Annotated in this window: 24 protein-coding genes and 2 pseudogenes; 16 read left to right on the top strand and 10 right to left on the bottom strand. The window is 46.6% G+C overall.

The window, feature by feature from the left end; translation table 11 throughout:
• The 6 genes and pseudogenes from ACLGGO_RS28560 to ACLGGO_RS28535 form a co-directional block, all read left to right on the top strand.
• A partial coding sequence (locus ACLGGO_RS28560) for a hypothetical protein (RefSeq protein ID WP_446421846.1) occupies positions 1 to 525 on the top strand: 525 nt, incomplete at its 5' end.
• A 265-nt stretch (positions 526 to 790) separates the two neighbouring features.
• Positions 791 to 1,009 carry a hypothetical protein gene (locus ACLGGO_RS28555; protein ID WP_446394651.1) on the top strand — a complete coding sequence of 73 codons (219 nt, stop codon included), beginning with the start codon at positions 791 to 793 and terminating at the stop codon, positions 1,007 to 1,009.
• Positions 1,010 to 1,075: 66 nt separating this feature from the next.
• The gene (locus ACLGGO_RS28550) at positions 1,076 to 1,294 is read left to right on the top strand and encodes a hypothetical protein (RefSeq protein WP_446421845.1); all 219 of its coding nucleotides are present in this window, start codon (positions 1,076 to 1,078) and stop codon (positions 1,292 to 1,294) included.
• Between the two features lie 24 nt (positions 1,295 to 1,318).
• Positions 1,319 to 2,224, top strand: coding sequence for a DUF5895 domain-containing protein (locus ACLGGO_RS28545; protein ID WP_446394649.1), 906 nt, complete (start codon positions 1,319 to 1,321; stop codon positions 2,222 to 2,224).
• A gap of 78 nt (positions 2,225 to 2,302) precedes the next feature.
• Positions 2,303 to 3,622, top strand: a complete 1,320-nt coding sequence (gene dnaN, locus ACLGGO_RS28540) for a DNA polymerase III subunit beta (RefSeq protein WP_446421844.1) — start codon at positions 2,303 to 2,305, stop codon at positions 3,620 to 3,622.
• 32 nt (positions 3,623 to 3,654) lie between these two features.
• A pseudogene (locus ACLGGO_RS28535) lies at positions 3,655 to 4,818 on the top strand (DNA polymerase III subunit gamma/tau); the annotation flags it as partial.
• Positions 4,819 to 4,992: 174 nt separating this feature from the next.
• On the opposite strand, the gene ACLGGO_RS28530 reads toward ACLGGO_RS28535, so the two are convergent.
• From ACLGGO_RS28530 to ACLGGO_RS28495, 8 genes are all read right to left on the bottom strand, one after another.
• Positions 4,993 to 5,571 (bottom strand): hypothetical protein, encoded by a 579-nt coding sequence (locus ACLGGO_RS28530; RefSeq protein ID WP_446421843.1) that lies wholly within the window; start codon positions 5,569 to 5,571, stop codon positions 4,993 to 4,995.
• A gap of 52 nt (positions 5,572 to 5,623) precedes the next feature.
• Entirely contained in the window at positions 5,624 to 6,157 is a 534-nt protein-coding gene (locus tag ACLGGO_RS28525; RefSeq protein WP_446421842.1) for an AAA family ATPase, read from the bottom strand.
• Positions 6,154 to 6,612, bottom strand: coding sequence for an ASCH domain-containing protein (locus ACLGGO_RS28520; RefSeq protein WP_446421841.1), 459 nt, complete (start codon positions 6,610 to 6,612; stop codon positions 6,154 to 6,156). The genes ACLGGO_RS28525 and ACLGGO_RS28520 overlap by 4 nt, the downstream gene beginning before the upstream one ends.
• A 46-nt stretch (positions 6,613 to 6,658) precedes the next feature.
• Positions 6,659 to 7,951, bottom strand: a complete 1,293-nt coding sequence (locus tag ACLGGO_RS28515) for a hypothetical protein (RefSeq protein WP_446421840.1) — start codon at positions 7,949 to 7,951, stop codon at positions 6,659 to 6,661.
• Between the two features lie 105 nt (positions 7,952 to 8,056).
• Complete coding sequence (locus ACLGGO_RS28510; protein WP_446421839.1) at positions 8,057 to 9,082, bottom strand: hypothetical protein; 1,026 nt, start codon at positions 9,080 to 9,082, stop codon at positions 8,057 to 8,059.
• Positions 9,083 to 9,102: 20 nt separating this feature from the next.
• Positions 9,103 to 9,750: a DUF4186 family protein gene (locus tag ACLGGO_RS28505; RefSeq protein WP_446421838.1), complete on the bottom strand. Its 648-nt coding sequence runs from the start codon at positions 9,748 to 9,750 to the stop codon at positions 9,103 to 9,105.
• 39 nt (positions 9,751 to 9,789) lie between these two features.
• Positions 9,790 to 11,256, bottom strand: a complete 1,467-nt coding sequence (locus ACLGGO_RS28500) for a helix-turn-helix transcriptional regulator (protein ID WP_446421837.1) — start codon at positions 11,254 to 11,256, stop codon at positions 9,790 to 9,792.
• Entirely contained in the window at positions 11,253 to 11,693 is a 441-nt protein-coding gene (locus ACLGGO_RS28495; protein ID WP_446421836.1) for a DUF6932 family protein, read from the bottom strand. Before ACLGGO_RS28495 ends, ACLGGO_RS28500 begins: the two co-directional genes overlap by 4 nt.
• Positions 11,694 to 12,309: 616 nt before the next feature.
• Between ACLGGO_RS28495 and ACLGGO_RS28490 the strand changes: the two genes are divergently transcribed.
• From ACLGGO_RS28490 to ACLGGO_RS28470, 5 genes are all read left to right on the top strand, one after another.
• A complete protein-coding gene (locus ACLGGO_RS28490) occupies positions 12,310 to 14,382 on the top strand; it encodes a DNA polymerase (RefSeq protein ID WP_446421835.1) in 2,073 nt (690 codons plus the stop codon).
• A gap of 194 nt (positions 14,383 to 14,576) precedes the next feature.
• Positions 14,577 to 14,789: a hypothetical protein gene (locus ACLGGO_RS28485; RefSeq protein WP_446415907.1), complete on the top strand. Its 213-nt coding sequence runs from the start codon at positions 14,577 to 14,579 to the stop codon at positions 14,787 to 14,789.
• Positions 14,790 to 14,860: 71 nt separating this feature from the next.
• Positions 14,861 to 15,277, top strand: a complete 417-nt coding sequence (locus tag ACLGGO_RS28480; protein ID WP_446421834.1) for a zinc-finger-containing protein — start codon at positions 14,861 to 14,863, stop codon at positions 15,275 to 15,277.
• A gap of 4 nt (positions 15,278 to 15,281) precedes the next feature.
• Positions 15,282 to 16,244, top strand: a complete 963-nt coding sequence (holA, locus tag ACLGGO_RS28475) for a DNA polymerase III subunit delta (RefSeq protein WP_446421833.1) — start codon at positions 15,282 to 15,284, stop codon at positions 16,242 to 16,244.
• Between the two features lie 53 nt (positions 16,245 to 16,297).
• Positions 16,298 to 16,747 (top strand): NADAR family protein, encoded by a 450-nt coding sequence (locus tag ACLGGO_RS28470; RefSeq protein ID WP_446421832.1) that lies wholly within the window; start codon positions 16,298 to 16,300, stop codon positions 16,745 to 16,747.
• 381 nt (positions 16,748 to 17,128) lie between these two features.
• Here the strand turns inward: ACLGGO_RS28470 and ACLGGO_RS28465 are convergent, their stop codons facing one another.
• The gene (locus ACLGGO_RS28465; RefSeq protein ID WP_446421831.1) at positions 17,129 to 18,952 is read right to left on the bottom strand and encodes a hypothetical protein; all 1,824 of its coding nucleotides are present in this window, start codon (positions 18,950 to 18,952) and stop codon (positions 17,129 to 17,131) included.
• The gene (locus ACLGGO_RS28460; RefSeq protein ID WP_446421830.1) at positions 18,945 to 20,246 is read right to left on the bottom strand and encodes a hypothetical protein; all 1,302 of its coding nucleotides are present in this window, start codon (positions 20,244 to 20,246) and stop codon (positions 18,945 to 18,947) included. Before ACLGGO_RS28460 ends, ACLGGO_RS28465 begins: the two co-directional genes overlap by 8 nt.
• 713 nt (positions 20,247 to 20,959) lie before the next feature.
• Between ACLGGO_RS28460 and ACLGGO_RS28455 the strand changes: the two genes are divergently transcribed.
• From ACLGGO_RS28455 to ACLGGO_RS28435, 5 genes and pseudogenes are all read left to right on the top strand, one after another.
• Complete coding sequence (locus ACLGGO_RS28455) at positions 20,960 to 22,006, top strand: DNA polymerase III subunit delta' (protein ID WP_446394640.1); 1,047 nt, start codon at positions 20,960 to 20,962, stop codon at positions 22,004 to 22,006.
• The gene (locus tag ACLGGO_RS28450) at positions 22,003 to 22,473 is read left to right on the top strand and encodes a hypothetical protein (protein WP_446394639.1); all 471 of its coding nucleotides are present in this window, start codon (positions 22,003 to 22,005) and stop codon (positions 22,471 to 22,473) included. Before ACLGGO_RS28455 ends, ACLGGO_RS28450 begins: the two co-directional genes overlap by 4 nt.
• Before the next feature lie 110 nt (positions 22,474 to 22,583).
• Complete coding sequence (locus ACLGGO_RS28445; RefSeq protein WP_446394638.1) at positions 22,584 to 22,964, top strand: single-stranded DNA-binding protein; 381 nt, start codon at positions 22,584 to 22,586, stop codon at positions 22,962 to 22,964.
• A 126-nt stretch (positions 22,965 to 23,090) separates the two neighbouring features.
• Positions 23,091 to 23,522, top strand: coding sequence for a hypothetical protein (locus ACLGGO_RS28440; RefSeq protein ID WP_446394637.1), 432 nt, complete (start codon positions 23,091 to 23,093; stop codon positions 23,520 to 23,522).
• Positions 23,523 to 23,714: 192 nt separating this feature from the next.
• Positions 23,715 to 24,312 (top strand): annotated as a pseudogene (locus tag ACLGGO_RS28435) (RNA-guided endonuclease InsQ/TnpB family protein); the annotation flags it as partial.

Raw genomic sequence — 24,312 nt, 5'->3', positions numbered from 1 at the left:
ATCACGAACAGTAACCCACTTACTCATTTACTTTTTTTACTGACTATGAAGCATCGAGACTGGCTTCGCCTTCGGGAGGAAGGCGAGAACCTTTGTGCTGTCCTCCGGCAGCAAGGCTATCAATGCCTTAAACAAAGCCGTCGCCTATCTTGGCAAGTCATCAAAGAAGGCAAACCTTACATTTTGACTTGGTTACCCGCACCCGTGGAAGATTGGACTATCCTTCCTAATGATACTAGCCCAGCATGGCAGCGGCTGGTATCGATTGTGCAAAATGGTTTGACATTGAGGAAGGGAGAAACAACATCCCAGCGAACTCAACCTCTAGTAAACTTGACTCGTCCTTGGGCAATTGTTCGACTCCTACCCAATTGTCAAAGGTGTACCATAGCTCGGTTCTTTAATCGTCAAGATGCCCAGGATCACGTCAGAGCTTTGAATCGGTTTATCCCCAATTCTTGTTTTGAAGTTGTCTTTGAGGCTCCGGAAGTTCAGGATGATGAACCGGATGAAGAGCAGCTATAGCCCTGATACTCTTACTTTGACAAAGTAGGCAGTTCCAGGGAAATCACTTGGTCTGCTTTCTTCTAGAGGACATATTCCTAGACTATCCTAGGCATAACCTCACCCTTGGGTGAGACGGAACATCAGCCTTCATCGCCAGTAGACATGGAAACGGGTGAGGAAAGCAAATCCTCATCAATCACCGAAGGGTGAGGTTAGACCAGATGGTAATGTCCAGCTTTATCTAGGTTTTTAGAAGCTGTTTCCCAGTAGTGAACATTGAAAAATGCAAATCTACAAACGAGTGAGTTACGTGCAAGTCGCTCAGGGGTGGCAAACCTATGTCTATCCAGTCAATGGTGGTTTCATTCGCTACAAATTGCTGACTTCTACTGAAGCCTTAGCTGACGCGATCGCACAATGCCAAAAATCCGGCTGGATTGTCAACAATGCCACTACCTTGGTTCGGCAATTGAACGCCAAAACCCAATGCGTGAAGACGTGAATGATTTCGTTTTTCTGCGCTATCGCGCCGATAACCCAGTAATTATCGGAGCAACTTACAACTATTATGTCGCAGAAAACCATCAAAAAAAAGCATCAGGTCAAGCCCAATATTCCTCAAACCCATCCACAACAAACAGCATCAGACTCGCCCTCGTTCGCCTGTACGCTCACCTCAAACGTCGGCGATACCGTATCAACCGACGATGAATCAACGCTACTTCAACTAGAAGAAGCTTGGGACTATTCCCACTTGGGGTTTGCGGACTACGACCTCCATTATTGAGCAAACTTTCTTTCCTCAAAAACTATGGCTAAACAAACAACAGCAACCCCTCAAGAAGTTGAGGTACAAACCTCTGTCAACAATCCCGCAGAAGATATTCCTTCTACCACCGAACCCGTAGCCGAACCCGCAATCGAACGGGACGAATTTGCCTCTCCCGAATACCTCGACCCCAACGCCCGATTGCCGAAAATCCAGGCATTGCGTGGCACTACACCAAAACTTTGCGGCTATTTCGTTCCCGCTGCCCAGATGGCAAAAGCCGGATGGATTGATTTTGATGAATCAAAACTCATCACCTACACCTTCGAGTCCTCTGGGGAAGAAGAACAAGGAATTCTCATTCCCCACCCCCGGATGCTGGTTTGCCCCCGCACGCCTTGCCTCGCCTATGACAAGGAAGCCTCCAAAGCCGCGAACCAGCCCGTGATTTTGGGCGTTTACACCTCCGAACACAAGAATGACGATAACATCGGCAATACTCAATACTTCGAGGTCATCGTGCTGGACGACAAGAACCAGCCTCTCCACCAAGTCCCCCTCTCCTACCGCGCCTCTGGTGCAAACCAAGCCACCTTCTCATCTGAATGGCAACAATTCATTGATGAGATTACAGCCTGCCACGCTATTACCAATGGTATTGCAGCACGGGGCAAAGATGCTCGGTTCAAATCCCTGTGTGTCTTTGCCTTCAAGACGGCTCGTGAACAAGTGGGCAAGAAGCAAAAATCCTTTGCTTGCCGAGTAGTCAGCCACAAAAAGCCGACATTGGAGAACTGGCGCAATTACTTCGTGGGCTTCGACGGAGCCATGAAACATTTGGTCTGGGAGAATCTGCAACCGACCTTACCTTTAATGATTCCTGGCGCGTCCGAGTTACCAACGCTTTCGGGTAATACTCAGTCTACCACAGCGCTTCCAGCTCAGTAACTTCTCCAACTATCAGCTATTAGCGATTGATTAATAGCTGATAGCTCTGTTCACCATTGCTTCTTCTGCTTAACAACCATGAAATTTCACGCCCCAACTTCTGCCTTAAACACCAGCCTTTCTCTAGTAACGCGAGCCGTTCCCTCCAAGCCTACCTATCCCATATTAGGCAACGTCTTACTAACCGCTTCGTCAGAAGCTCAACAGGTACGGTTAACTGCCTTTGACCTAACACTGGGAATTGAAACTAGCTTTGAGGCACAGGTCGATGCTCCTGGCAAAATTACTCTACCTGCCAAACTTTTAACCAATACTGTCTCCCACCTCCCCGCAGGCGAACTCACCTTGGACGTTGGGCAGGAGTTCAGTGATAATCATCAGGATAATCAGGGTGATCATCACCAATTATTTATTGCCACGATTACCAGTGAATCCGGGCGTTACCAAATCCGGGGAATGGATGCCCAAGAGTTTCCCCAACTCCCAGCCATTGAAGGAGGGACGCAGATAACCGTGCCAGCTTTCGCCCTCAAAGAAGGATTGAGCGGCACGTTATTCGCTGCCAGTGACAACGAAACCAAACAGATACTCTGTGGCGTTCACCTAACCCTTGAAAACAATACCATAGAATTTGCTAGCACGGACGGTCACCGTTTGGCTGTGATTAAAACCAGCAATCAAGTCGAGTCAAATCTTGAGGTAAAAACTGACCCAAACGAAGACTCAACTGACCTGAAATTCGAGGTAACTGTACCCGCCAAAGCACTACAAGAACTGGAGAAACTGCTAGGAAACACCGCCCCTGATACAGTAATTGCACTCTGGGTTCAAGATAACCAAGTGCTATTTCAAGGGAACTCAACCTTGACAACACGCACCTTAGAAGGTCAGTATCCCGCCTATCACCAGCTCATTCCCTGCCAATTCAATCGCCAAATGAATGTCAGTCGCCTTCAATTCTTGGCGGCTGTGGAACGGGTCGCTGTCATGGCTTCTCAGAAGAATAATATTATCAAACTCGACCTCGACAGTGAAAACCAACAGCTTACCCTATCGATTGATGCAGCCGATGTGGGGAGTAGCTTAGAAGTCCTCCCGATCCAACTATCAGGAGAAAGCCTGTCTATTGCCTTTAATGTCAAGTATTTGAAAGAAGCTATCAAAGCTATTCCCGCATCGGAAATCAAGGTGCAACTCAATAATAATACCTCTCCAGTGGTTTTGTCTCCAGTGGTTCTTTCTCAGAACATCATGGCAGCATCCATGCTACTCATGCCTGTACAAATCACGCATCAAACAGCCGCCAATGAGCCACAAAAAACGCCAGCCAAACAGCAATCAAAGACCAAGACTTCTCCGAAGAAAAAGCAACGAGAACCAAAATTAGCGGCAGTTTAACTGCCCGTACAACCAAGGATGCGTGAATAACCATGTATAATCCTCTACATCACAAATATCGTCCCCAAACCTTTGCTGACTTGGTGGGACAAGACGCGATCGCACAAACTCTGACCAACGCCATTACCTCCAACCGCATCGTTCCTGCCTACCTGTTCGCCGGTCCGAGAGGGACTGGCAAAACCTCCAGCGCCCGAATTCTCGCCAAGTCCCTCAACTGTCTTGCCAGCAACCAGCCTACTTCTGCGCCTTGTGGGGAGTGCCACGTTTGCCAGGGGATTACCCACGGTTCTCTTCTGGATATCATAGAAATCGACGCCGCCAGTAACTCTGGAGTTGAGAACATTCGAGAACTGATAGAAAAAGCTCAGTTTGCCCCGGTGCAGTGTCGGTATAAAGTCTATGTGGTCGATGAATGCCATTCGTTAAGTGGTAGCGCTGCCCAAGCACTGCTGAAAACCCTTGAGGAACCCCCTCAGAACGTTATCTTTGTGCTTTGTACCACCGAACCGCAAAAGCTGCCCAACACAATCATCTCCCGGTGTCAGCGTCACAACTTCCGCTGCATCGCCATTGAACCCATGGTGCAGCACTTGAGAGCGATCGCCAATTCTGAAAACATCGATATTACCGATGAGGCAGTCTGGGTCATCGCTCAACTTGCTCAAGGCGGACTGCGGGATGCCGAGACGCTTTTGGAGCAACTCTCCTTATTGTCGGGGCAGATTACTCAAGAGCAGGTGTGGGATTTAGTGGGTGCTGTGCCAGAACAGGAATTGATGGAGTTACTGGATGCGATCGCCCGCAAAGAACCCCAGTCCGTTCTCAACCTGACCCGAGCAATTCTCGACCGGGGGAAAGAACCCATGGTGATTCTCCAGAATCTTATCGAATTCTACACCCATTTGGTCATTGCCAAAACCTCTCCCCAGAGCCATGAGTTGGCACAGGTAACTCCGTTGACCTGGGATTCTTTGGTAAAACTAGCCAACTCTTGGGATACGCAGGAAATTCTTAGCGGACAGCAACAGTTGAGAACCTGTGCCGTCCAGGTGAAATCCGCCAGTCAACCGCGTCTGTGGTTGGAGGTGACTCTGTTGGGACTGCTATCAGAAGCCCCACCCACTACTGCACCTTCTTGTGCACCAGCCGCAGGTTCTGCCTCTCTCTGGGAAGCCGTGGTTGCCATGCAGCCTCCAGCCATCAGAGCCTTACTAACCCAACACGGCACTCTCGCGGCTTTCGACGGCACCAATGCCTGTATCCGGATGAGGAGCGCTCCCCTGCAACAGAGAGTAGCCGGAGACGTTGCAGCGTTGGAAGCGGCGTTCGGCAAAGTCGCCAGCAAAAAGGTAAAAGTTACTGTAACATCATGAGGTTTCCTGAAGCAAACGGTAACATTCCTGGGGAGTGCATTCGTTCATCGGCATCACTGAGGAGGACATTTCGCCTTGAGTGCTGAGGTAGACCATAACTACGCTATCTTCAGGGGAGTATACCTCAACCATATTTTCTATAGCTTTGATATCTTCTAGGTCTACACCTTGGGGGCGCATCGTTTTCTTGAGAAACCGACTCTTAACGTACTCGATTTGGGGAGGGGAGGTATCTGAGTCTCGCACCAAAACTAACCCTTTTCCTTGCTGCTGATAGCCGTCCCAAGCAATTGCACCGACCAAAACCTCATTGGCTTCGCTAAAGTCTTGGGCATCCCAACAACCTTGATACTTCTCCATCTCCACCTTGGGAAAGGGATTGAGTGCATCAGTAATTCGTCTTAACCAGGACGTACCTTGCCTCTCCGGTTCTGGCTTCAGTTCCGGGGAGAATTTCTTCACCAAAGCAGAAATCCTGGCGGTATCTTGGGACAGGGGTTTATCTGAGGGCGATGAGGCCTCCCCAAGCGCTAATTGTTTGCGTTGTTTGCGGATTTTTGCCTTGCGTCCCATCTGCCCTATCTCACACTAAACTTTTTTCAGCTAGGTTTAAGCATAGAAATTATTACTGAATCCACCTAACAATTTCTACAACCAGCTCTTCTATTGTTCGATTACCATCCACCGTTAAATCGGCTATTGCTGGTAATACCGTCTGCACCTGTGCCTCTGTAGAATGCGTCTCAATCTGCTGCTGTTGTTCCCAGTTGGTTAATCCTCTATCCATCAATCGAGCATTACGTGTTGATTCGTTTACTGCTATGAAAATAAGGCTCAATTTCAGAGGGGCGACGATTTGACGCAGTATTGGTACAATTCCAGCGTGACGGATACCATCTACAACTAGTGGCTGTCCCGGTTTCCAATTTACCTGTGACAAAACTGATCTACAGAACTGTTCCATCCCTTGGTCAACTAGGGAGACACCAACAGCCTGCAACGCCTCTCTTGACTCACCCAGTCCTTGACGTTGAGCTACACTCCGAACGTAGTCCCCAAAACTTACGCGCTGCCAACCAAGGCATGAAGCCACCTCGGTTGAGAGGATTGATTTGCCACTAGCGATTTTGCCAGAGAAGCCAAGTACAAGTGGTTTCATATATCTCCCAGATCGAGTTGTAGTTGACCAGAACTTTCGTGTAAGACGACCCAACCTCGACGATCGCGCTTAGCGAATTTGATAGGAGAAATCGACTTGACGTGTCGAATTTGCATTAGGGTAGCAAACGTTGCCGCTTCACGAGCATCCCAAAAACTGGGGTCTTGTGCACATAAAGCTTCTGCAAATTCCTTCTTGATAGTTTGCCACGATTCAGGGTCTAACTGATAAAACCAAACATAGGCAACTTGGCAAATTCCAATGATTGGTCCACTAGATTGTTTGAGTAACACAACGTCACCTTTCTCGACGCGGTTATAGGGAGCAAAACGACGGGTTGAAAACCTTGATTCCACTGTCTTCTTCCCTTCTAAAATAAATTGGAGATACGGTTCGACTAAAACAGCCAAGTGAAGCGCGAAAGGAGCAGAGGTGGGCGATGTTAGTTGCTTCAAATAATCCTTCCAAAAGGAATCCCCCTGCACAGCTACACTAACTTCATTAACTAGCGCGTCGAGAGAATAAGGTATCGTTTTGCTGTTCTCCAAAAAGTAAATTCTCCTTTTGCTCTATGCTTACAATATTTATGATCTGATTAGCAGCGTGGGAGACAAGCTCAGTTTCGACAGAGGTTAACGAGCGCTCCAGAGCTAAAGCTACTAGTTGATTAGGCGACCGACCAGCGGCGATTGCTTGCAGAATCAGTAGCAGCACACCTCGACCCTGACATGCAAAAATCCGATTGCCAGAAGTCCAGACATCAGCCAACTGGCGACGCTTATCTCTACGACTTACTGATTGAAGCACATCTCCGGGTACAATGGACAATAGAGAAGGATCTGCAAAGGCTGAGCTATTTGGCTGGCGGATACGCAGCCTCACTTCAGACAGCACCTCTTCAACCCATTCATCTTCTTGTGGTAGAACTGTTGGGCGTGGCACTGAGGTCTGATGAGTACACTTGAACACAGCTAGATTGCCGCGACGCCATTCTTTAGAAACCGCATGAAGTCCTTGAGCCTTGAGTACATTAACTTCAAAGGGTGGTGAGACATAGGGTAGAGCCATTTTGTCCAACCGCACCAAGGTAAGACCGATTTTCTCTGCCCAGTCAAGCACATTCATCCACTCTCGCTCAACACTAGGTCGGGTGCCAAAGGGTGGCATACTGATTAAGATATGCCCACCGATTTTACAGAGTTGGCAAGCTGCCCAGAGGAAAGAGTGAATATGCTCTGGATACCAAGGTGGATCGAGTACAACCGCTTCTGCACCAAGTTTCGGGAGTGGCTCCTTAATGACGTCACACCGCACTACTTGCGCTAGTGGTACTGCTTGAGTGAGACTAGCCGTTATTGTCGGGCTTGCCTCAAGTAAGAGAAGCTGCCGTGGGTAAGACTGTTCAATGCCCATCCGAAGTAAGCTAGGAGTTCCAATTAGCACAATTGTACTATTTAGGGGAGTCAATTTTTTGCACTCATTCAACAAATTTTCAACGGCTGCATCACTAAACCGCCAATCGTAGTCAAGAGGATGGGGAACAGGTAAGGGAATCTGATGAGCCAAATGCATTGGCTCATCAGATTTACTCTTAGCTGATTCGATTAGCTCTTCCATGACTTTTGTGGGAATCTTTTGAGCAGAGGCAAGCCTTTGGAGAGAGCTAAGGACGACAGATGGGTACACACCAGGCAGATAAGTCACCAATTGATCGAAGGTAGTGACACCAGATGTGATGGCATCGAGTACCCAACAATTAACAGAGTCTTCAAAAATCCATGTTTCAGTGTCCATAATTGTTATCAGAAATCTCCTTGGCTTATCCGCCGAACTAAAGAACAAGTACGCTAACCAGATGTTAAATTTGCCTGTTTGCCTACACTGCGCAGAAACCAGGTGTTAGTGAGTGAGGTGGCTTACACGACCTTTACGAAGTGGGATGTCAGCGATGTTAGAAGCCCGCTTTTCACTGGAAAATCTAGTTTCCAGCTCTTGAACCCAAGCTTCAATAGCAATTTGTTGATTCTGTAGCGCGTCGGCAGTGGCAGAGTTCAGACGTTGCTTGACTGGCGTGAATTTCTGAATTTGGAGCGGAACTGTCCGAAGTGGCAGGTTTTCATCGAGCATTTGGAGACGGTCAACAAAGCAACGCATGTCTTCTTCTATTCCGTCCCTTGATGGTGCTGTGAATGTGGCGTAGGAATATAAGTCAATGCCTAGGGTCAAAAGCTTTTTCATCAGCTCAAATTGCTGGTCAAACAGAGCTGGCTCGGCACGAGTGTTAAATGCAAATGACTCAGCATTGAAGCCTTTGAAGCAGCAGACGCGACCATAGTTAGGGTATGTAGCTATAAGTTCAATGTCTGTTTCTGAGAGATATCGCCAGAAGTAGTCGTTACTGAGATTGTCATCAGACCAAAGGTAAACCTGGCGATCAAGTCCACGGTTTTTGAGTTCAGCCATCATCCAAGGCACCCATTCGGGAATGAGATCCGGCTGACCGCCTGTTAGGTCAATCATGGGTGGCGGGTTAGGCTGGTCGAGATAGCGAGCGATGAGTATCGCAGGACTCATCCATTCTGAGTGGTCAGGGTTTGCACTGAGCAGGTCAAAAGGAACAAAGCAGTACCAACAACGCCAGTTGCAAGCAGCATTTTGAAAAACCTGCGCCCGAATCATATCCGTTGATCGTAGACCAAGCGCTTTGCAAGCTGGATCGATTGGTAATGGGTTTGGCGGCCAATTGGAATTACTCGAGGTACGCCGGAAGTGCCGGATACGTCCGACACCACCACAGTTAGGAGGTTCGCTCAAATCCTTCTCTTGCTCTGTGTTCCGGAAGTTCGTGATTAGAAGACGCTTACCATTTAGATCGACTGATTCAGCTCGATAGCGAACTGATAAAGCTTCTGTGTTAATTGCCATTGAAACCATTACCTCCCCTACTACTCAGCAGACGAATTTTTTTTTGGTTGACGCCGTATCCGTGGAACCTTCTGTGCTTGGTCTGTCAATTGCGGTAGCTTCTCTTCTATGTACAACATGACCAAGTCAGCTAGGTATGCAATTTCGTCCTCTGTTAAATCTCTGTCTTGAGGAATGTTATGCCAGTACTCAACACAATTACGGCAGCACGAAGCTGTAGCGTGCTGAGCATAGTAGATACTGTTACCATAATATGGAGTTTGCTGACCGTCTCCATATCTAGGCTTTTTGCCATCTAGCATTTTAGGCATTTTGCCAACGTACTTTCTTAGTCTATGAATCGCAGCTTTACGGAGTTCAATCCTACCTTTCCTAAGAGCATGATTGACAGCATACTGGTCGATTTCTGTGTGCCAATAATGATGTCGAATTTTTTCATATTTGAGAGACTCAAAAGTATGCTTTACATCACTGTAATTACGTCTGTGGACTCGCTCCCAATTAACCAGTTCTGCTCCACACTCCCGGCATTTACCAAAGGGTTTATCCGGTTTTGTTTTGTGATTTTTCTTTTGCAAAAAACAATGTAAGTTGTTATTGCAATCTGTACTCGTACAAGAAAGCTTTAGAGGTTTCAGTTCTTCTTCTACGTTCCAGTCTGTTGCCATGATTTGCAAATTTAAAAGTTCATCAAATGTCGTTAGTGTTTAATCATCAGATAGGGCTCGCAACAAAATATTTCGATCAACTTCATTAAGTTGTCCGAAGTTCACTCGTTCTAGGAGATAATCCCGTGCTGTCTGCCAAGGATCTGTATAGTCCGTGTCTTCTGTTTGCAGGTTGGTTGCCGCTCCCCACCAATTTTCCCCCTGCAATGACAGACGAAATGCCATGTAGTTTGCAAGTGAAGCAACAGACACATTTTCTCTAGCTGCAACTTTGGGAACAACTCTTTTCAACTGCTCAATACTGCCTTTGGCCTCCTGCTCACATAACTGAACTAACTCCTCGGCACGACCATCAAGTGTGATATATCCCGCAAATCGAGTTGCTGTTTTCTCTTCTTGAGAATTCAGACGCTCTTTCGCTGTTTCGCTATCTTCAATTACAGTACGTTCATCTAGTTCTGGCTCCTGAGCCGCATGCCAGAGTTCGTGGAGAAGATCAAAGAGCCAACGTGCTGCCGACTTGGTCTGCTGCTTTAGAACTATTACGTTGCGACCTCCCACACGCCAGAAAGCCCCATGAAATGCACCGGCATCATTTAACGGTAAAACTGGCACTCCTAGACTCCATACATACTGCAATGCATGTTTAAAGGTTAAATAGCCGTAAGTAGAGACAATTGCTTCTCGTACTTGATCCGGATGCTTAGGAATTTGCTTATTGGGCAGATCTGATGTAGCATCAAGTACGAGAAGTGCCAAAAAGTGTGCATAAAGAGTGTATGCGCTCAAGTGACGTTCATCAGTTCGCTTTGTCACTTTGAAGCGAGCCATGCCTGCTGCTGCTGCACTTAGCTGTAGCGGGCTGGAGCTAAAGATGTCAGAAGGTGTTAAGCCGAATACTCGACTCACAAGTGCTGCTACTTGCAGAGCTAGACTACTTGCTTTGTCTTCTGAGATATCATCTATTTGCAGATTCCCTCCAGCAGATTTAGGATAAAATCTTTTAAGAATGAAATCGCGCTCAATTCCAACCTGCCTCAAGCGGCTAAACAATGTGTTCAGTGTAATTTGAGAGCTAGGCAAGAAAACATCTTCTCGCACCTTAATGCCAAGAGCCTGGATTATCTCTAGTATTCTCGTGAAGCTCGCAGAAGCATAATCTGTAGCTTCATAGCGCTGTATTTGTTGCTCTTTGAGTCCAAGTCGATCAGCTAATTCCTTCTGACTTAGTCCGGAAGCGATGCGTGCCTTGATCAGGGCAGATGGTAGTTCTTCCAATGAATTAAGTTCAAGAACTTCACGCTGACCAGCCCTTAGGGCTTCATACTCTTCAATCTCCTCGCGAAGTTCACTAAGCTGACTCTGTAAGGCATCTTGCTGGGCTTTCCACAGGAGTGGATGAACATCCTCACTCTTATGTAAACTGTTTGTAAACTTTGCCAAAGCTTGCTCAATCTTTTTCAATTGAGCTTGCGTTACACGGTACTGCCGCTCGTTTTTAATCATGGCTTTGACCCTCGCAAATCTATAGCAATAATGCCTTTCGATTTCCCATTTCTATCAATCTGAAAGAAATCAAGAAACGTTTTTCCAACACTATCTGCTGTCCCAGATGCCGGAAAGAGTTCTCCTTTGTACTTGACCTTCTGGGCTGCTCGTTTGTTGTCGAAATTTAGCAGAATGGGGTCGAGAAGTTCTGGGTCAACGCCAGTAATATCCCAGCAGCCATCAAAGTCATTAGGATTCTCCTTTTTTGTGACGAAACTGCCATCTATGTAAACAGTTTGGCAGCCTGCCTTTGACAGTGAATCAAGGGCGGACTTCAGTCCCCTAAGAAGTTGCTGTCGGTGTGGTGTTGTTCCAAATCGAGCCGCGAACTCTTGCCAGGTAGTCCAATGCACTCCTGGAGGCAAGTTTCCGTCAGAGTTGAACGCTGGTATCATTTCACAACTTTTTCTGTTGTGCTAGCTAGTATAACACAACTTTTTCGTTGTGTTGTGTTGTCTAAGTCTGTTCTCCCTCGACCCAGAACGCTGCCACTGGTGTCAGAGCCATCATTTCGCTTGGTTCGGTACAAGTCACGTTTGCTTCATCACGATTCAGATCAGAGTAGCGTTGCTATAGCAGTCCTAAATAAGTTGTGGTAATTTTCCGAAACGTGATCCTTGCTATACCTGGGTTTCAAGCCGCTCACTTTTCAAAACCTATTTAGAGTCGCTATAGCTTGATTTGTGTTATCCATTCTCTGCGATGAGCGGCTAACTACGATGGCTTACTAGAAGGACGTAACCGTTAGCCAGTGTCACACCACGAACACGGCTTTTTACCTATTTCAAGTAAATTTGAGTTCCATTTCTATCACAAGTATGTAGCAAATTCTTAATTTAATTATATATTTATGTCTAGATAATTTTATTTAATTTAAGCGCTAACGCGCCAATATTTTAGACTACTTTTGACTTAAAAAATAAATAGTTAAAAATCATAAATTTAGTCTAGCAGAATATCTCACCTTCCTCAAATAACGGACAACCCGCCTCACCCCCTAAATTAACAGCAATGCTTGAATCTCATCAATACTCCCTTCTTCTTTTCCCCCAAAAAGCACTCTCACCCAACATTATTACAATCAACCAACCCCGATTCAGTACCGCACTCAAAACTTGGAAAACCTGCTCTCAGTTTGGCTTTGACATCGAGACATTCTCGAAAACCAATGATGCAGATGGCGCACTCAACCCAGAAACCGGAGAAATCCGATTAATTCAAATTGCCATTCCCCAGAACCCAAACATCAACGTACTTGTCATTGACCTCGGCTGGACTTCAAAAGAACGCTCACTCATTCATCAAAAACTAGAAACCCTTGGCTTCTGGGACATCTTGAAAGAAAAACTCGCTTCTCACCCTGTAGAAGTCGTTGGACATAGCTTAGACTTTGAGCAACGCTGGATGCTTTCCAAATACAACTATCCCATCCGCAACATCCGGGATACAAAGCTCATGTCCCAGGTATACTGGGCAGGACTCGACCCCTGGCTCGACAAACGGCATGGGAAACCCCATTCCCTAGAAAGCATCTGCCTGCGCCTGGGTTTAGATATTGACAAAACCCAACAGACTTCAGACTGGGGTTGGGGAGAACTGGGGAATGGACAACTCAGTAATAGCCAACTCAACTATGCCGGCTATGACGCAGAAGTTGTTCTCAAAATACACGAACGCTTAGAACCCCTACTCAAAGACATTGGCGTTTGGGACAGCTACTTAATCGAGTGTGGGGCTTCACCCGCATTTGCCCAAATGTCTCACTACGGAATGCCCGTAGATGAAGCCGTGCTAGCTGATGTCACCTGCCAATACGAAGCCGCCTATCAATCTTTGCTGGATCAACTCAAATGTACTTTTGATGAATGCATTCCCCATCTTTACTCGCCCAAAAAGTTAGCTGCGCTTATCAATCGCCAATTTGAACTCAATCTCACATCAGCCAAAGTTGACGACTTAAGTAAATTTTGGACTATTCCCGAACTCCGATTAATTAGCATCATTAAGACGACCAAAGTCTATGTAGACTACCTACAAAATATTAAAGCCAATGTCACAAATGGGTACACTCAAGGCAATTATACCCAAATCAATCGTAAGGGATTCGGTCGCAGTAGCTGTTCAGATCCCAACCTACAAAACCCTCCCTCCCCTTCCACATTTCCCCCAGAGTTAAAACCCTATAACCTACCACCGATTCGGTCAGTCTTTCGCACCCATCCCGGACGTGTTGGCATCTGGTGCGATGCTTCTAAACTTCACGCCAGAGTAGCCACCCAAGCCTCCCTCGACCCAGAGTTAATGACCCGATTCAATAGCGCTCACGGCGATATCTTTTGCTCGATAGCCGAGAAAATCGCCCAATTAGAAACCATGGGTTCTGAGTGGACAGAAGAGAATATCCGGGTATGGGATAAAGACAAAAATCACCCCAACCATGCCCTAGCGGCTCGCTTGAGAGCAATGTCCAAGTCCGTCCACTACGGCAGCCAAAACTTGCAAGGATTCCGCACCTTGCAAAATACAATCCGCACCAAATCAGGAATTATTCTATCAGATAGCAGTGCCAAAAACTCTATCACCGCCTGGAAAACTACCTACAAAGTCCTGGCTAAATTCCAACGGCAAATTATCCAGAACGCTAACAATTGCCTACCAACAGTGCTGGGAATTGAGTCAATTTGTCCGCGCACTAAATTTGGCTTAGGCTATGTCCGTTGCCTAACGGGTCGCGGCGTATTCCTGCCTAAATGGCCACAAAAATATTCCGCCCATCGGGAGCTATCAGTCAGAGGACCCGATGCCAATGCCGCTTACTGGACAATGTGCGAAGCTGACATCATCAAAACCTTTTTGGCGTACTGTATAGCTGCCTTTGATACTCATCCGGAATGGGAAGCGTGGGTAGGAAATTGCTGTCATGATGAAGGGGATTTATTTGGAAAAGAAGAATTTGGAATTGAGATAGCTAGCGCCGTACAAAATGCCATGCGCCAAGCGATGCGGACAGTTATTAAAGATATTCCAGTAGATGAGGAAGAAAACCCAAAGAGTCTGTTGGGGAACTCTTGGATAGACAAATAATTAACTTTTTTAGGGGGTGATTTAGCCACTGATGTATGCCGGGTTTGGTGCTAACGCACTCCTTAAGTGACTCATTAGCAAAAAGCGAAACTATGCCAACTAACCAAACCCCCAATACTCCCCTTTTTGTCAACTACATAGGCTGTCAATGCCGAGTTGTAAAAGAACATTACGAACACGGAGGAGGAGTCTGCTTGAGACTTGTATCAACCGAAGGGGAACCCATAGCAACGGCTACAGTCAATGTTCCCGAATCCAATATCCCCCAAGACTTCGTGTTGATTAAAAACTACAGCGAAAACCAAGGGATTCTAGAGATTTTAGCCCAAGCCAATATCGTAACACCAACTCCCATCAAAGTTACAGTTGGTTATTGTCAAGCTGATCTCTGCCAGCTCAACATTTAACCATTTCCATTATTCCCTACCCGAAGGCAAACTGCCCGCCTCCGGGTGTGGGATTTGGAATTGGAGTGATAATGGACAAACAACAACTATTTTCCGGAATTTTTTGCCCTTATTGTGGCAATGAGACAATTTTCGTAGACAGTGCACAAGTGTACCACGGCAAAAGCTACGGCATGATATATCTGTGCCGTCCCTGCCAAGCCTGGGTAGGAGTTCATCGGGGAACAAATCAAGCATTAGGAAGACTGGCAAATGCTGAATTACGACGCTGGAAACAGAAAGCTCATGCCTGCTTCGACCCCCTCTGGAAGCGGAAAATGGAGAAGGGATTCACGAAGAAAGAAGCGAGAAAAGCTGGATATCGCTGGCTGTCTATCGAGATGAACTTACCCTTTGAAGAAACCCACATTGGCATGTTTGATGTCGAGCAATGCCAGAAGGTTGTTGAGCTTTGCACCCCCTATTTAAATCGCCTCTTATTAAATTAGAAAAATGCCAATTCACATCTATTTTGGCGATGATGAATTCCGAATGGAACGCGCCATCAAACAGCTTCGCACCCAAATCATCTCTCCCCCATGGGAATCGTTCAACGTTACTCACTATCCTCCGGGACTCCAAAGCCTTCCCCAAGCGCTTTCGGACATCATGACTCCACCTTTTGGCAACGGCAATCGCTTAGTGGTCTTGCCCAATTCCAGTATGCTAGAGGCAATGGATGACCAGATGTTAGGGCAGTTAGAGCAAATTCTGCCAGCTATCCCGGAGTCTAATACCCTGGTGCTGACTCGTACCAAGAAGCCTGATGGCAGGCTAAAATCCACCAAACTCCTGCAAAAATATGCCCAAATTCAGGAATTCTTCCTGATTCCAGCTTGGAAAACTGACCCGTTAGTGCAGCAGGTGAAAACTGCCGCTGAAGAATTAGGAGTAGATATCACCTCCACGGCTGCCAAAGAATTGGCGTCGGCGGTGGGTAACGATACTCGACTTTTGTACAGCGAATTGGAAAAACTGGCAACTTGGAGCAACGGTTCTTCCATAGATGCGAACCAGGTAAAAGAGGTTGTGGAGATTACTACCCAAACAGCCATAGCCTTAGCCGCAGCTATCCGCACTGAGGATACCACACAAGCCTTGCAGTTGCTTTCTGGGTTAAGGAGTCGCAATGAGCCAATGCTAAAAGTTGTTGCGACTCTCATCACCTTATTCCGCCAATGGCTGTGGGTAAAACTCCTGACATTAGAAGGAGAAACCGACAACCAAATACTTGCCAAATACACAGAAATTGCCAATCCCAATCGAGTCTATTATTTGTGCCAGGAAGTTAGTCGTATTTCTCTGCCTCGGTTGCAGCGAATCATGGCGCAGTTGTTGGAACTTGATGTGACGCTTAAAAGTTCCTCTAACTTCTGTGCCGTTCAAAGCCAAATCGTTGAACTCTGCTTTCCTTAAGTCAAGCAAGAGCGGCTCTCTTGGATGAACGATTGAATGACAAGGAAACACCAATGCCTTGGATTAAAAACTGGTTTTCCAATATGTTGCCGTTAGATACTCCCTTTGAGTATCAGGGAATTCTGTTCTCCACGGTTGAAAACTTTTATGTGGCAATGAAAACTCAGAAGCATGAGGTTGAATTACGAAAGCAGATTGCTGCTATGCCTCCCCATGTCGCCAAACGCTTTGGACGCCAACTGCAACGGCGTCCTGACTGGGAAGGTATTAAACTCCCAGTTATGGAATTTGCCTTGCGGATTAAGTTTGCACCGGGTACGAGTTGGTATAAAAAGTTGATAGCAACTGGGGATACAGAGATTGTGGAATACAACAATTGGGGGGACAAATTTTGGGGCGTTATCGCCTATTATGATGGGCGCACCATTACTCCCTCTAATCCCAGAATCGGGCAAAATCATCTGGGAAAGTTGTTAATGAAAATCCGGGCTGAATCCCGATAAGATTTATTTGAGCAACAAGTAGCTATTGGTGTCACCCCCTACTATAGCTGTTTCTAACACAGTGTAGTACAGTAACCATGAGAAAGCGATATTCTACTCGGGCAACTTCAGTTTAGATGCTCCAATTCCAGCATTGATGGGATATCACTGGGTTCCATGATTTGATTGGGAACCAGTTTCTTGATTTCCGGTTCCATGCATCCACTCATAGGCTGTCCCTTGAGCATTGCTGCTCTCAATCCAACCCTGATTAGAACTTACGTCTGCTAATCTGGCATTCACCTGCCTAATTGAGTTCAAAACGTCCGCCGATCAAAAAACTTGACAATTAATGGACTCAAGTTTTGTCCCTAGGGAAGTTTATCAATTATGAATCCTGAGTTACAGAGGCTTTTGCAGCATAATCAACGTCTCGTAATAGTTATCGAGCGAACGCGGACGAGCATTCCGATTACACTTATCCAACTGAATATCGTGAAGCGCATCGACCTCAAATCCAACCCGTTGTGCTTCATCAGCGAGGATCTCAGCAACGTTAACAACATAGAGTGGCTTACGGGTTTTAAATTGATAAAATGTGCTAGTTTTTCCACTAATGACTACCGCTTTTGCCCCAGGACGTAAAACCCGGTACATCTCGGCAAACGCTTGGCGCATATCCAGAAAATATCTGCCTGTCGGCTCTGCCTTTATTTGCCGTAGTTTATCTCTGTGCAGCCACTCCACTAGGTCACGTTCATTATTCGTCAACGCCCCAACATCTATGCCATTGCCGTTCATCGAACCGATAGAATTGTCAATTAAATCCTCTACATTATCAAGACCCAATGCAATTAATGACAAAGCTCGCGCCTTCGCATAACTCTCCCGTCCACTCGACGCCGGAAGGTAAGGAGGTGATGTTACTAAAATGTCGAACTGTCCTAAATTACTCGGCAAATGCTTACTATCAGCCGCTATCACCTGGGCATCAGCCAACCGTAAATGAATCATTTGCTTTAACCATTCACACATTGCCGCCACCTTGACATATTGCCTTAAAGAATCCGTAAAAATAGTAAACAGCGGCTTCTGCGCCAACGTGAGAGAAAACCGTCCAACCCCCGTCCCCATAAAACGCATCCGAATCTTGCGGGATATCGCATCTGACATCAGTACACAAAGCAACTTATAAAGTCGTGGATCAGATCCAGTAATAGCCGACTGAACTCGATTAATTTCCCCGCTTAACTCCGTGGCAATTTCCCCAGTCATTTTCCGATTTTTCATCAGCCAATCCGGAAAAATAATCGTCATTTCATCGGAGTCACACCGCCCACCGAATCGAGTTTCGATTATCTTATTCTCTATTGCCTGGATAATACGTGCCGCTTCCGTGGCTAACAACTCGCTATCCATGTCCACAGCATCCAGTTTTGCTTGGGCAATCATGGTCGAGAGTGGATCAATATCGAGTCCTAGACTAGGAATTCCTAAAATAGAGGCTTCTAAAAGCGTTGTCCCACTGCCCACAAAATTATCAAGGACATGACAACCTTTCCCTAACTCTGGCGTACAACTATTGAGGATAGAGCGCACCATCCGGGGAAAAAACTTGGCTTTGTAATAGTGGATATCATGGGTTAAATGAGACGTCGTAGACCGTGCGGATAAGGCAAGGGTGGTCAATTTTATCACCGATTTATTAACCGCTCTGTCCAACAGTGCATCAACCAATCCGTCTAAATTCCGCTTTGTATCATCAACTCCCTGGGAATGATTAGCGACGACCTTAGATAACTCAATCAGAGTATAATGAGGGATGGCTTGAATAATCAGGCGATTGTCCACCACCTGGTTCTTAATAATCGAGCCAACCTGGTGTATAGTATCAACTAAAAAAGCTTTGGTGCTTGGGGAAACTTGAGTAACACAATAAATTCGTTGAATAAATGAAACCCGCCGAATCAGGTGAGGCAATAGCTCCAGTGAACCCTTAGCGACATACCCTTGTTTTCCATTTTGCCGAACATGAGCATCTAACCGTCCCACCCCTTCAATCTCAGACAATTCAGGGATGTTTGGGATAATGCTTTTAATCTCCACTAAATCCTGAACTCTATCTGGCAAAAACGAATCCAGCTCCATCTGGGCGAGTAACAAATCACCTTCAAGAGCTATATTTTGACGTAACTTAAAAACGAAAATAGCCGTTGACTCACTCATCAGACATCTCATCGATTAACCGGGTTAAACTTAATATTCTATACAAATCAGCATCCCGGTATATAGAACGGGTTAAGCACAGCAGTGCATCATATAAGTTGAAAATACTATCTGCCTCAAAAGCAACAATGTTATCGAATCCAATATCTCCGGGTAGAGACACAGAATACTTATCCTTCGTCCAAATGACATCTTGTACTTCAGCCAGGTAACTAGCATACCCATGTTCAGGTAAAAAATTAGATGCCAGGACAGCGCGAATCCGACGACGTGGACATTTCTCTTTATAGTAGGTGCCAAACTTTAAAACTTGGTATGTTCCTTTTTTGATATCATCAGTACGCTCCATACCTGGTGCATTCTTAGAATCATCAACCGAACTGCCACAACCACACATTATCCACCGACGCGAATCCACCGATTTTCTCTTAGTTCTCTGGCGGCTATTGATATACAACTCGTAAAGTTGCTTCCAGGCTAAAAGAATAGTCGCTAAGTTCTGAGGATCGCAAATAAACTCAGTAAGCGGTGTATAGGGCCAATTGTCTGGCGTATAGTGATTTAATGGAATTCGTAAGTCAATGTGAGGGATATAAAATGACAAATTGGATTCACTTATCAACGCCGTTGCCATAGAATGATCTCGTTTAGAGACAAGCTCACCCTCTCGAACCTCAGTCATCGGTTTCGTGAGTCTAATTTCCAGAGGATAGACCACTAAGGGTGACGACTTAATTTCTACTAAGGCGAGCATATCCCGATCATAAATTACAGCATCTATATCTCCTTGACGAACTGTAGATTTACCAATCTTGGCATCGGGGGCAATTCGACGGGCGACTTCAGATAAAATTAAAATTGTCGTATCAGCCGCCATTCGTCCAATAGCATCCGAACCCGGTTTGTTTGACTTGGCTGATGGCTTGATCCCACGCTTAACACTACAGCGAGGACAAGTCTTGAGAAATGGAAAATATAAAGAGGGATGCTCATCTAATTCACTACCAGCACAGTAAATCCATCCCCCATCTGCAACCATTCGTTCTACGTATTTAGCCGATAACACCAAATCAAAAAGCGCCGGGAGAGCTATACTGGGAGGATAATTTTCAACTCCATCCCGGGATGAGCGACACAAGTCCTGATAAGTGTCAATAAACGTGCTGGTTAATTGAGTGGCTCCATCTGCGGGTAAAAGAGTTAGGGAATTTTGCAACGAGATCATCTTACTACGAATCTCACAGCGAGTCTCGCAGGATAATCCACAAGGTAAGTCAGTAAAATTAGAATTCATGCTTAAGTGTTTGTCTACAACCTGGATTTATTAGGACTACTGAATCGGTGTTATCGAACCCCAGTCCAGTAATCAAATTATCTACTTAAATCCCCAAAGATGGTAACATGAATATACCAAATATCCCCTCGTTTTAGTTTCTTCTTGAATAAGAGCGGGTTTTGTTTAAGGGCTATCAGTAACCAACTCTCCTAAGATACTTGCGCCAGCCCCTACGATCCTTCACAACCTTCGAGGGCATCTTATGACCACTAACTGCTATTACACCGACTGACGCTCTAGGCGCTTTCGCGCTACCCGAGTGACGAATAGCCTGAGCAAAACTCACCAATGCTAAAACTAAAACTTACAAAAAGTGGAATTATTTGCCTAAACAAGCAGACAGCTTTAGCCATTCAAAACGTCCTCCACATTATACCCCAAAAAGTAGGACGAAGCGGACAACAAATCATTAAATGTGACCGAAAAAACTACCAAAAGCTAGTGCTTAATCTCTATAAAGCTGGGTTTGCTATTAGTCTTGTCCCCCCCGCAATGAGCCGCCAACACCACCAAGCTACACCCGCTATTTAATGACTCACGGAGCGACCTGACCCAGTTCTTGGGGTAGAACTGGGTAGTTCACTATCCAACCTCAGACCAGATAAGCTGTCGTGCCTTCGAGTTGATTGAATAGCGAAGCTCGGCGTTAGCCCAAGCGTGAATTTCTTACCATGAGCATTCTTCAATTTTTTCCCGACCCCGGAGACCCCGACGAATCGCTAATTGACCCTTTCGACCCAATCGTCGGACAAGACCAAGCCATCGCCCTATTACAAGGAGCAATTACCACCAACCGCATCGCCCCCGCCTACCTCTTTGCCGGACCCGCCGGCGTCGGTAAGCGCCTAGTCGCCCAATGCTTTGCCATCGCTCTGTCTAATGGCTTCCCCACCACCAACTTCCTCAACGAACGTTTACACAAAAGCAACCACCCCGACCTGCTGTGGGTAGAACCGACCTACCTGCATCAAGGCAACCTGGTAACCACAACAGAAGCCCATACCCAAAAATTGGAGTTCAAAAAACCTCCCCAAATTAGAATCGAGCAAGTCCGGGAAATTGTCAAATTCCTCTCCCGACCGCCCTTAGAAGCCTCCCGGTCTATTGTGGTCATTGAGCAAGCTGACACCCTGGCTGACTCAGCGGCTAATGCCCTGCTCAAAACCCTAGAAGAACCGGGTCGTGCCACCTTAATTCTGACAGCTTCCTCGACTCACTCCTTACTGCCCACAATTGTTTCCCGCTGCACCCACGTCCCCTTCCGCTCCCTATCCCGAGGCGATACCAAACGGGTCTTGCAGCAGACTGGCCATGGGGAGATTTTGGCAGACAATACGCTATTGCAACTTTCCTGGGGGAGTCCTGGAAAAGCCATCGCATCTTTCAATCAACTCAATTGCATTCCCCAAGATTTGCGACGCGCCCTCACCGAATTGCCCTTAACCACCCGTCAAGCCTTAGAACTAGCTTTTTTTATCGACAAAACCCTGGATGCACAGACCCAACTTTGGTTAATCGATTACTTACAACACTGCTACTGGGAACTCCACCATCAACCCAGTATCATCCAACACCTAGAGAACGCCCGAAACTATCTCCTTAAGCTAGCGCAATCCAGACTGGTTTGGGAAGTTACCCTCATGCAGGGGTTTGATACAGCGCCTTCACAGGCGTATTCAGTGAAATATGTATCAAAAAATGAGGTAAAAAACTCATGACCTACACCCAATCACTTCCCACCTTTACTGTTGAATTTAGCCAACTCAACGACCTAGCCAAACAGCTCAGACAGCTTGGTGCCAAATTCAATACCCACACAGACCGCGCCACCCAGCGGTCTGTTCTGAGTTTCAAAGTATTGCCAAAAACAGCTTTGAAACTGCTGGTCAAGCCCCCTGCTGAAGCACCCGCTATTGCTGACCCTTGGGACGAACCACTGAAAGAAGCTGATGTCCCCGTCGCCCCAGTTGTCACAGCCTCTGCCCCTAGCAAAGCAACACCCATGCTACTGCTACCCCCAGGAACTCCCACACAGACGTGGGCATCCACAGAGCAACTCCAAGGCTTGAGCAAAACTCGCCTGAAAAAGTTGGCTAAACGTTTCCGCATTCAGGGTCGCAGCCAAATGGATACCGAGCAGTTGGTCGCCGCCCTGGTAGGACAAGTAAGTGCCGCAGAGCTCTAGGAATTCAATACCCATCCCATCAACTGTATCTAGCCGTTGGGGGATGGGACAAGTTGAACTTCGCCCTATCGGGCGGCAGGCAGTGACAAAAAAGTTAGGAGATTTAACCCATGTCTCTCATCAATTCAGTTAGCTTAGTCGGTCGCCTCGGACAAGACCCCGAAACCCGCTACTTTCCCTCTGGCAGCGTGTTGGTCAAACTGTCTCTGGCAGTAGATCGCCAGACCGCGCGGGATGAACAGCCCGATTGGTTTACTTGCGAACTCTGGGGCAAAACAGCCGAAGTCGCTGCCAACTATACCAGCAAGGGCAGCTTGATTGGTGTTACTGGGTCTTTGAAGCTGGAGACTTGGAGCGATCGCAACTCTGGCGAACAACGCACTAAGCCCATTATCAAAGTAGATCGGCTGCAACTATTAAGTGCCAAGTCTCAAGATGCTGACTCATCAGCCTCCCCTAGTGATGACTATTATAACGGCACTGACTTCTAACCTTCACCCATCCTGTTTCCCACAACGCCACGGGATTGCGGGATGGGTGTCACCGCTTTGGGGAATTCCAAATGTGGTGCTACGCACCGCTTTCGTGACCAAAAACACAGCAAAAGGAAACGCACAATGAACCACACGACCCAAAAAATCCGCATCGATTCTCTCAATGCCAGCCATACGCAAGAGGGGACACTTCACGTTTGGGGCAAGTGTACGTTTCAGTTTTATGATCGCGGCTCAATTCAAATGGCTCCACTTCAGTTTACCAGCTACGGTAACTGTGCTGTGGCTTTAAATGAAGCCGGAGTGGGTGCAGTTGTCTTGGGCTTGGGACGACTCAATATGAATGTGGTTGAGAAAGCAGACTACAAACAAAAAGTAGTCGCTTTCACCATCACCAATGCCGAAATCATTCGCCAAGGCAGCACCCAGACCCAACCCGTTCAACCCGTGTCCCCCACTCCACCCCAACTGACAGCAATTGCTGGCGGTAATAGCAACAGCACTAATGGTAACGGCAAAGGGCAAGTCGCTGACTTATTGGACATTCCCTTTTAAATTGTTCAACAAAATTCGCCAGGATTCCCCCTCTGAAAAGCGAGTGAGCGTACCCTTCCCGAAGGCTTCGCCAACAGCTCACAAAGCGCAGGTGGGAGAGGAATGGCGGGACGGCGGAAGTATGGAGCCGTCCAATACCATACCCAAATCTTACGACTATGATAATATAGATGAAAGTCGTAAGCCTCAGTCATGTGGCAAACCCTAACCGCCAAACTAAAACTAGAAGTCACTCCGGAGCAAAAACAAATGCTTCGAGTGGCTTCTTTGGCGTATAGAGATGCCCTGAACTTCGCGTCTGGCGTTGCCTTTGAGATGGGTAAAACCTACAACGGCACCAAGATACAGAAGGAGGTTTATTACACGTTGCGGGAGAAGTTTAGACTCCCGTCGCAGATGGCTTGTAACGTTCCCCGCCAAGTAGGGGCAACATACAAGTCATTGCGGACAAAACTGAAACAAAATGAGGAGGCGATAAAAGCTGGACGTACCAAGAAGCGATACAAAGGACTGGATAAACCACCCAAATATGTTTCTCGTACCTGCACATTAAATTATCAGCGTGACTACTCGTTTGTTAAAAACCAGAAAGTAAGTGTCATCACTTTAGATGGTCGAATCAAGGTGAATTATCATGGCTACTCCAAGCACCTTGAAATGATTAATTCTGGAGTAGCCAAAATCGGAGCAGCAAAGCTCTGGTACTCGAAACCTACCAAGGCTTACTACTTATTGGTGAGCATGGAGGTAGAAGTACCAGACTTAACAGCAACCGATATCAATCGAGTTA

It is taken from the genome of Coleofasciculus sp., from assembly GCF_046565525.1.
Lineage (GTDB): Bacteria > Cyanobacteriota > Cyanobacteriia > Cyanobacteriales > Coleofasciculaceae > Coleofasciculus.
The sequence above is the reverse complement of the archived record's forward strand: the minus strand, read 5'-3'. Positions and strand labels throughout refer to the sequence as shown.

What these genes read in the sequence shown, in the direction of transcription:
- ACLGGO_RS28460 (WP_446421830.1), bottom strand. Translation starts at nt 20,246, where the DNA reads ATGAATTCTAATTTTACTGACTTACCTTGTGGATTATCCTGCGAGACT.
- ACLGGO_RS28495 (WP_446421836.1), bottom strand. Translation starts at nt 11,693, where the DNA reads ATGATACCAGCGTTCAACTCTGACGGAAACTTGCCTCCAGGAGTGCAT.
- ACLGGO_RS28490 (WP_446421835.1), top strand. Translation starts at nt 12,310, where the DNA reads ATGCTTGAATCTCATCAATACTCCCTTCTTCTTTTCCCCCAAAAAGCA.
- ACLGGO_RS28500 (WP_446421837.1), bottom strand. Translation starts at nt 11,256, where the DNA reads ATGATTAAAAACGAGCGGCAGTACCGTGTAACGCAAGCTCAATTGAAA.
- dnaN (WP_446421844.1), top strand. Translation starts at nt 2,303, where the DNA reads ATGAAATTTCACGCCCCAACTTCTGCCTTAAACACCAGCCTTTCTCTA.
- ACLGGO_RS28530 (WP_446421843.1), bottom strand. Translation starts at nt 5,571, where the DNA reads ATGGGACGCAAGGCAAAAATCCGCAAACAACGCAAACAATTAGCGCTT.
- ACLGGO_RS28455 (WP_446394640.1), top strand. Translation starts at nt 20,960, where the DNA reads ATGAGCATTCTTCAATTTTTTCCCGACCCCGGAGACCCCGACGAATCG.
- ACLGGO_RS28550 (WP_446421845.1), top strand. Translation starts at nt 1,076, where the DNA reads ATGTCGCAGAAAACCATCAAAAAAAAGCATCAGGTCAAGCCCAATATT.
- ACLGGO_RS28525 (WP_446421842.1), bottom strand. Translation starts at nt 6,157, where the DNA reads ATGAAACCACTTGTACTTGGCTTCTCTGGCAAAATCGCTAGTGGCAAA.
- ACLGGO_RS28555 (WP_446394651.1), top strand. Translation starts at nt 791, where the DNA reads ATGCAAATCTACAAACGAGTGAGTTACGTGCAAGTCGCTCAGGGGTGG.
- ACLGGO_RS28450 (WP_446394639.1), top strand. Translation starts at nt 22,003, where the DNA reads ATGACCTACACCCAATCACTTCCCACCTTTACTGTTGAATTTAGCCAA.
- ACLGGO_RS28465 (WP_446421831.1), bottom strand. Translation starts at nt 18,952, where the DNA reads ATGAGTGAGTCAACGGCTATTTTCGTTTTTAAGTTACGTCAAAATATA.
- ACLGGO_RS28510 (WP_446421839.1), bottom strand. Translation starts at nt 9,082, where the DNA reads ATGGCAATTAACACAGAAGCTTTATCAGTTCGCTATCGAGCTGAATCA.
- ACLGGO_RS28545 (WP_446394649.1), top strand. Translation starts at nt 1,319, where the DNA reads ATGGCTAAACAAACAACAGCAACCCCTCAAGAAGTTGAGGTACAAACC.
- ACLGGO_RS28505 (WP_446421838.1), bottom strand. Translation starts at nt 9,750, where the DNA reads ATGGCAACAGACTGGAACGTAGAAGAAGAACTGAAACCTCTAAAGCTT.
- ACLGGO_RS28470 (WP_446421832.1), top strand. Translation starts at nt 16,298, where the DNA reads ATGCCTTGGATTAAAAACTGGTTTTCCAATATGTTGCCGTTAGATACT.
- ACLGGO_RS28440 (WP_446394637.1), top strand. Translation starts at nt 23,091, where the DNA reads ATGAACCACACGACCCAAAAAATCCGCATCGATTCTCTCAATGCCAGC.
- holA (WP_446421833.1), top strand. Translation starts at nt 15,282, where the DNA reads ATGCCAATTCACATCTATTTTGGCGATGATGAATTCCGAATGGAACGC.
- ACLGGO_RS28445 (WP_446394638.1), top strand. Translation starts at nt 22,584, where the DNA reads ATGTCTCTCATCAATTCAGTTAGCTTAGTCGGTCGCCTCGGACAAGAC.
- ACLGGO_RS28515 (WP_446421840.1), bottom strand. Translation starts at nt 7,951, where the DNA reads ATGGACACTGAAACATGGATTTTTGAAGACTCTGTTAATTGTTGGGTA.
- ACLGGO_RS28480 (WP_446421834.1), top strand. Translation starts at nt 14,861, where the DNA reads ATGGACAAACAACAACTATTTTCCGGAATTTTTTGCCCTTATTGTGGC.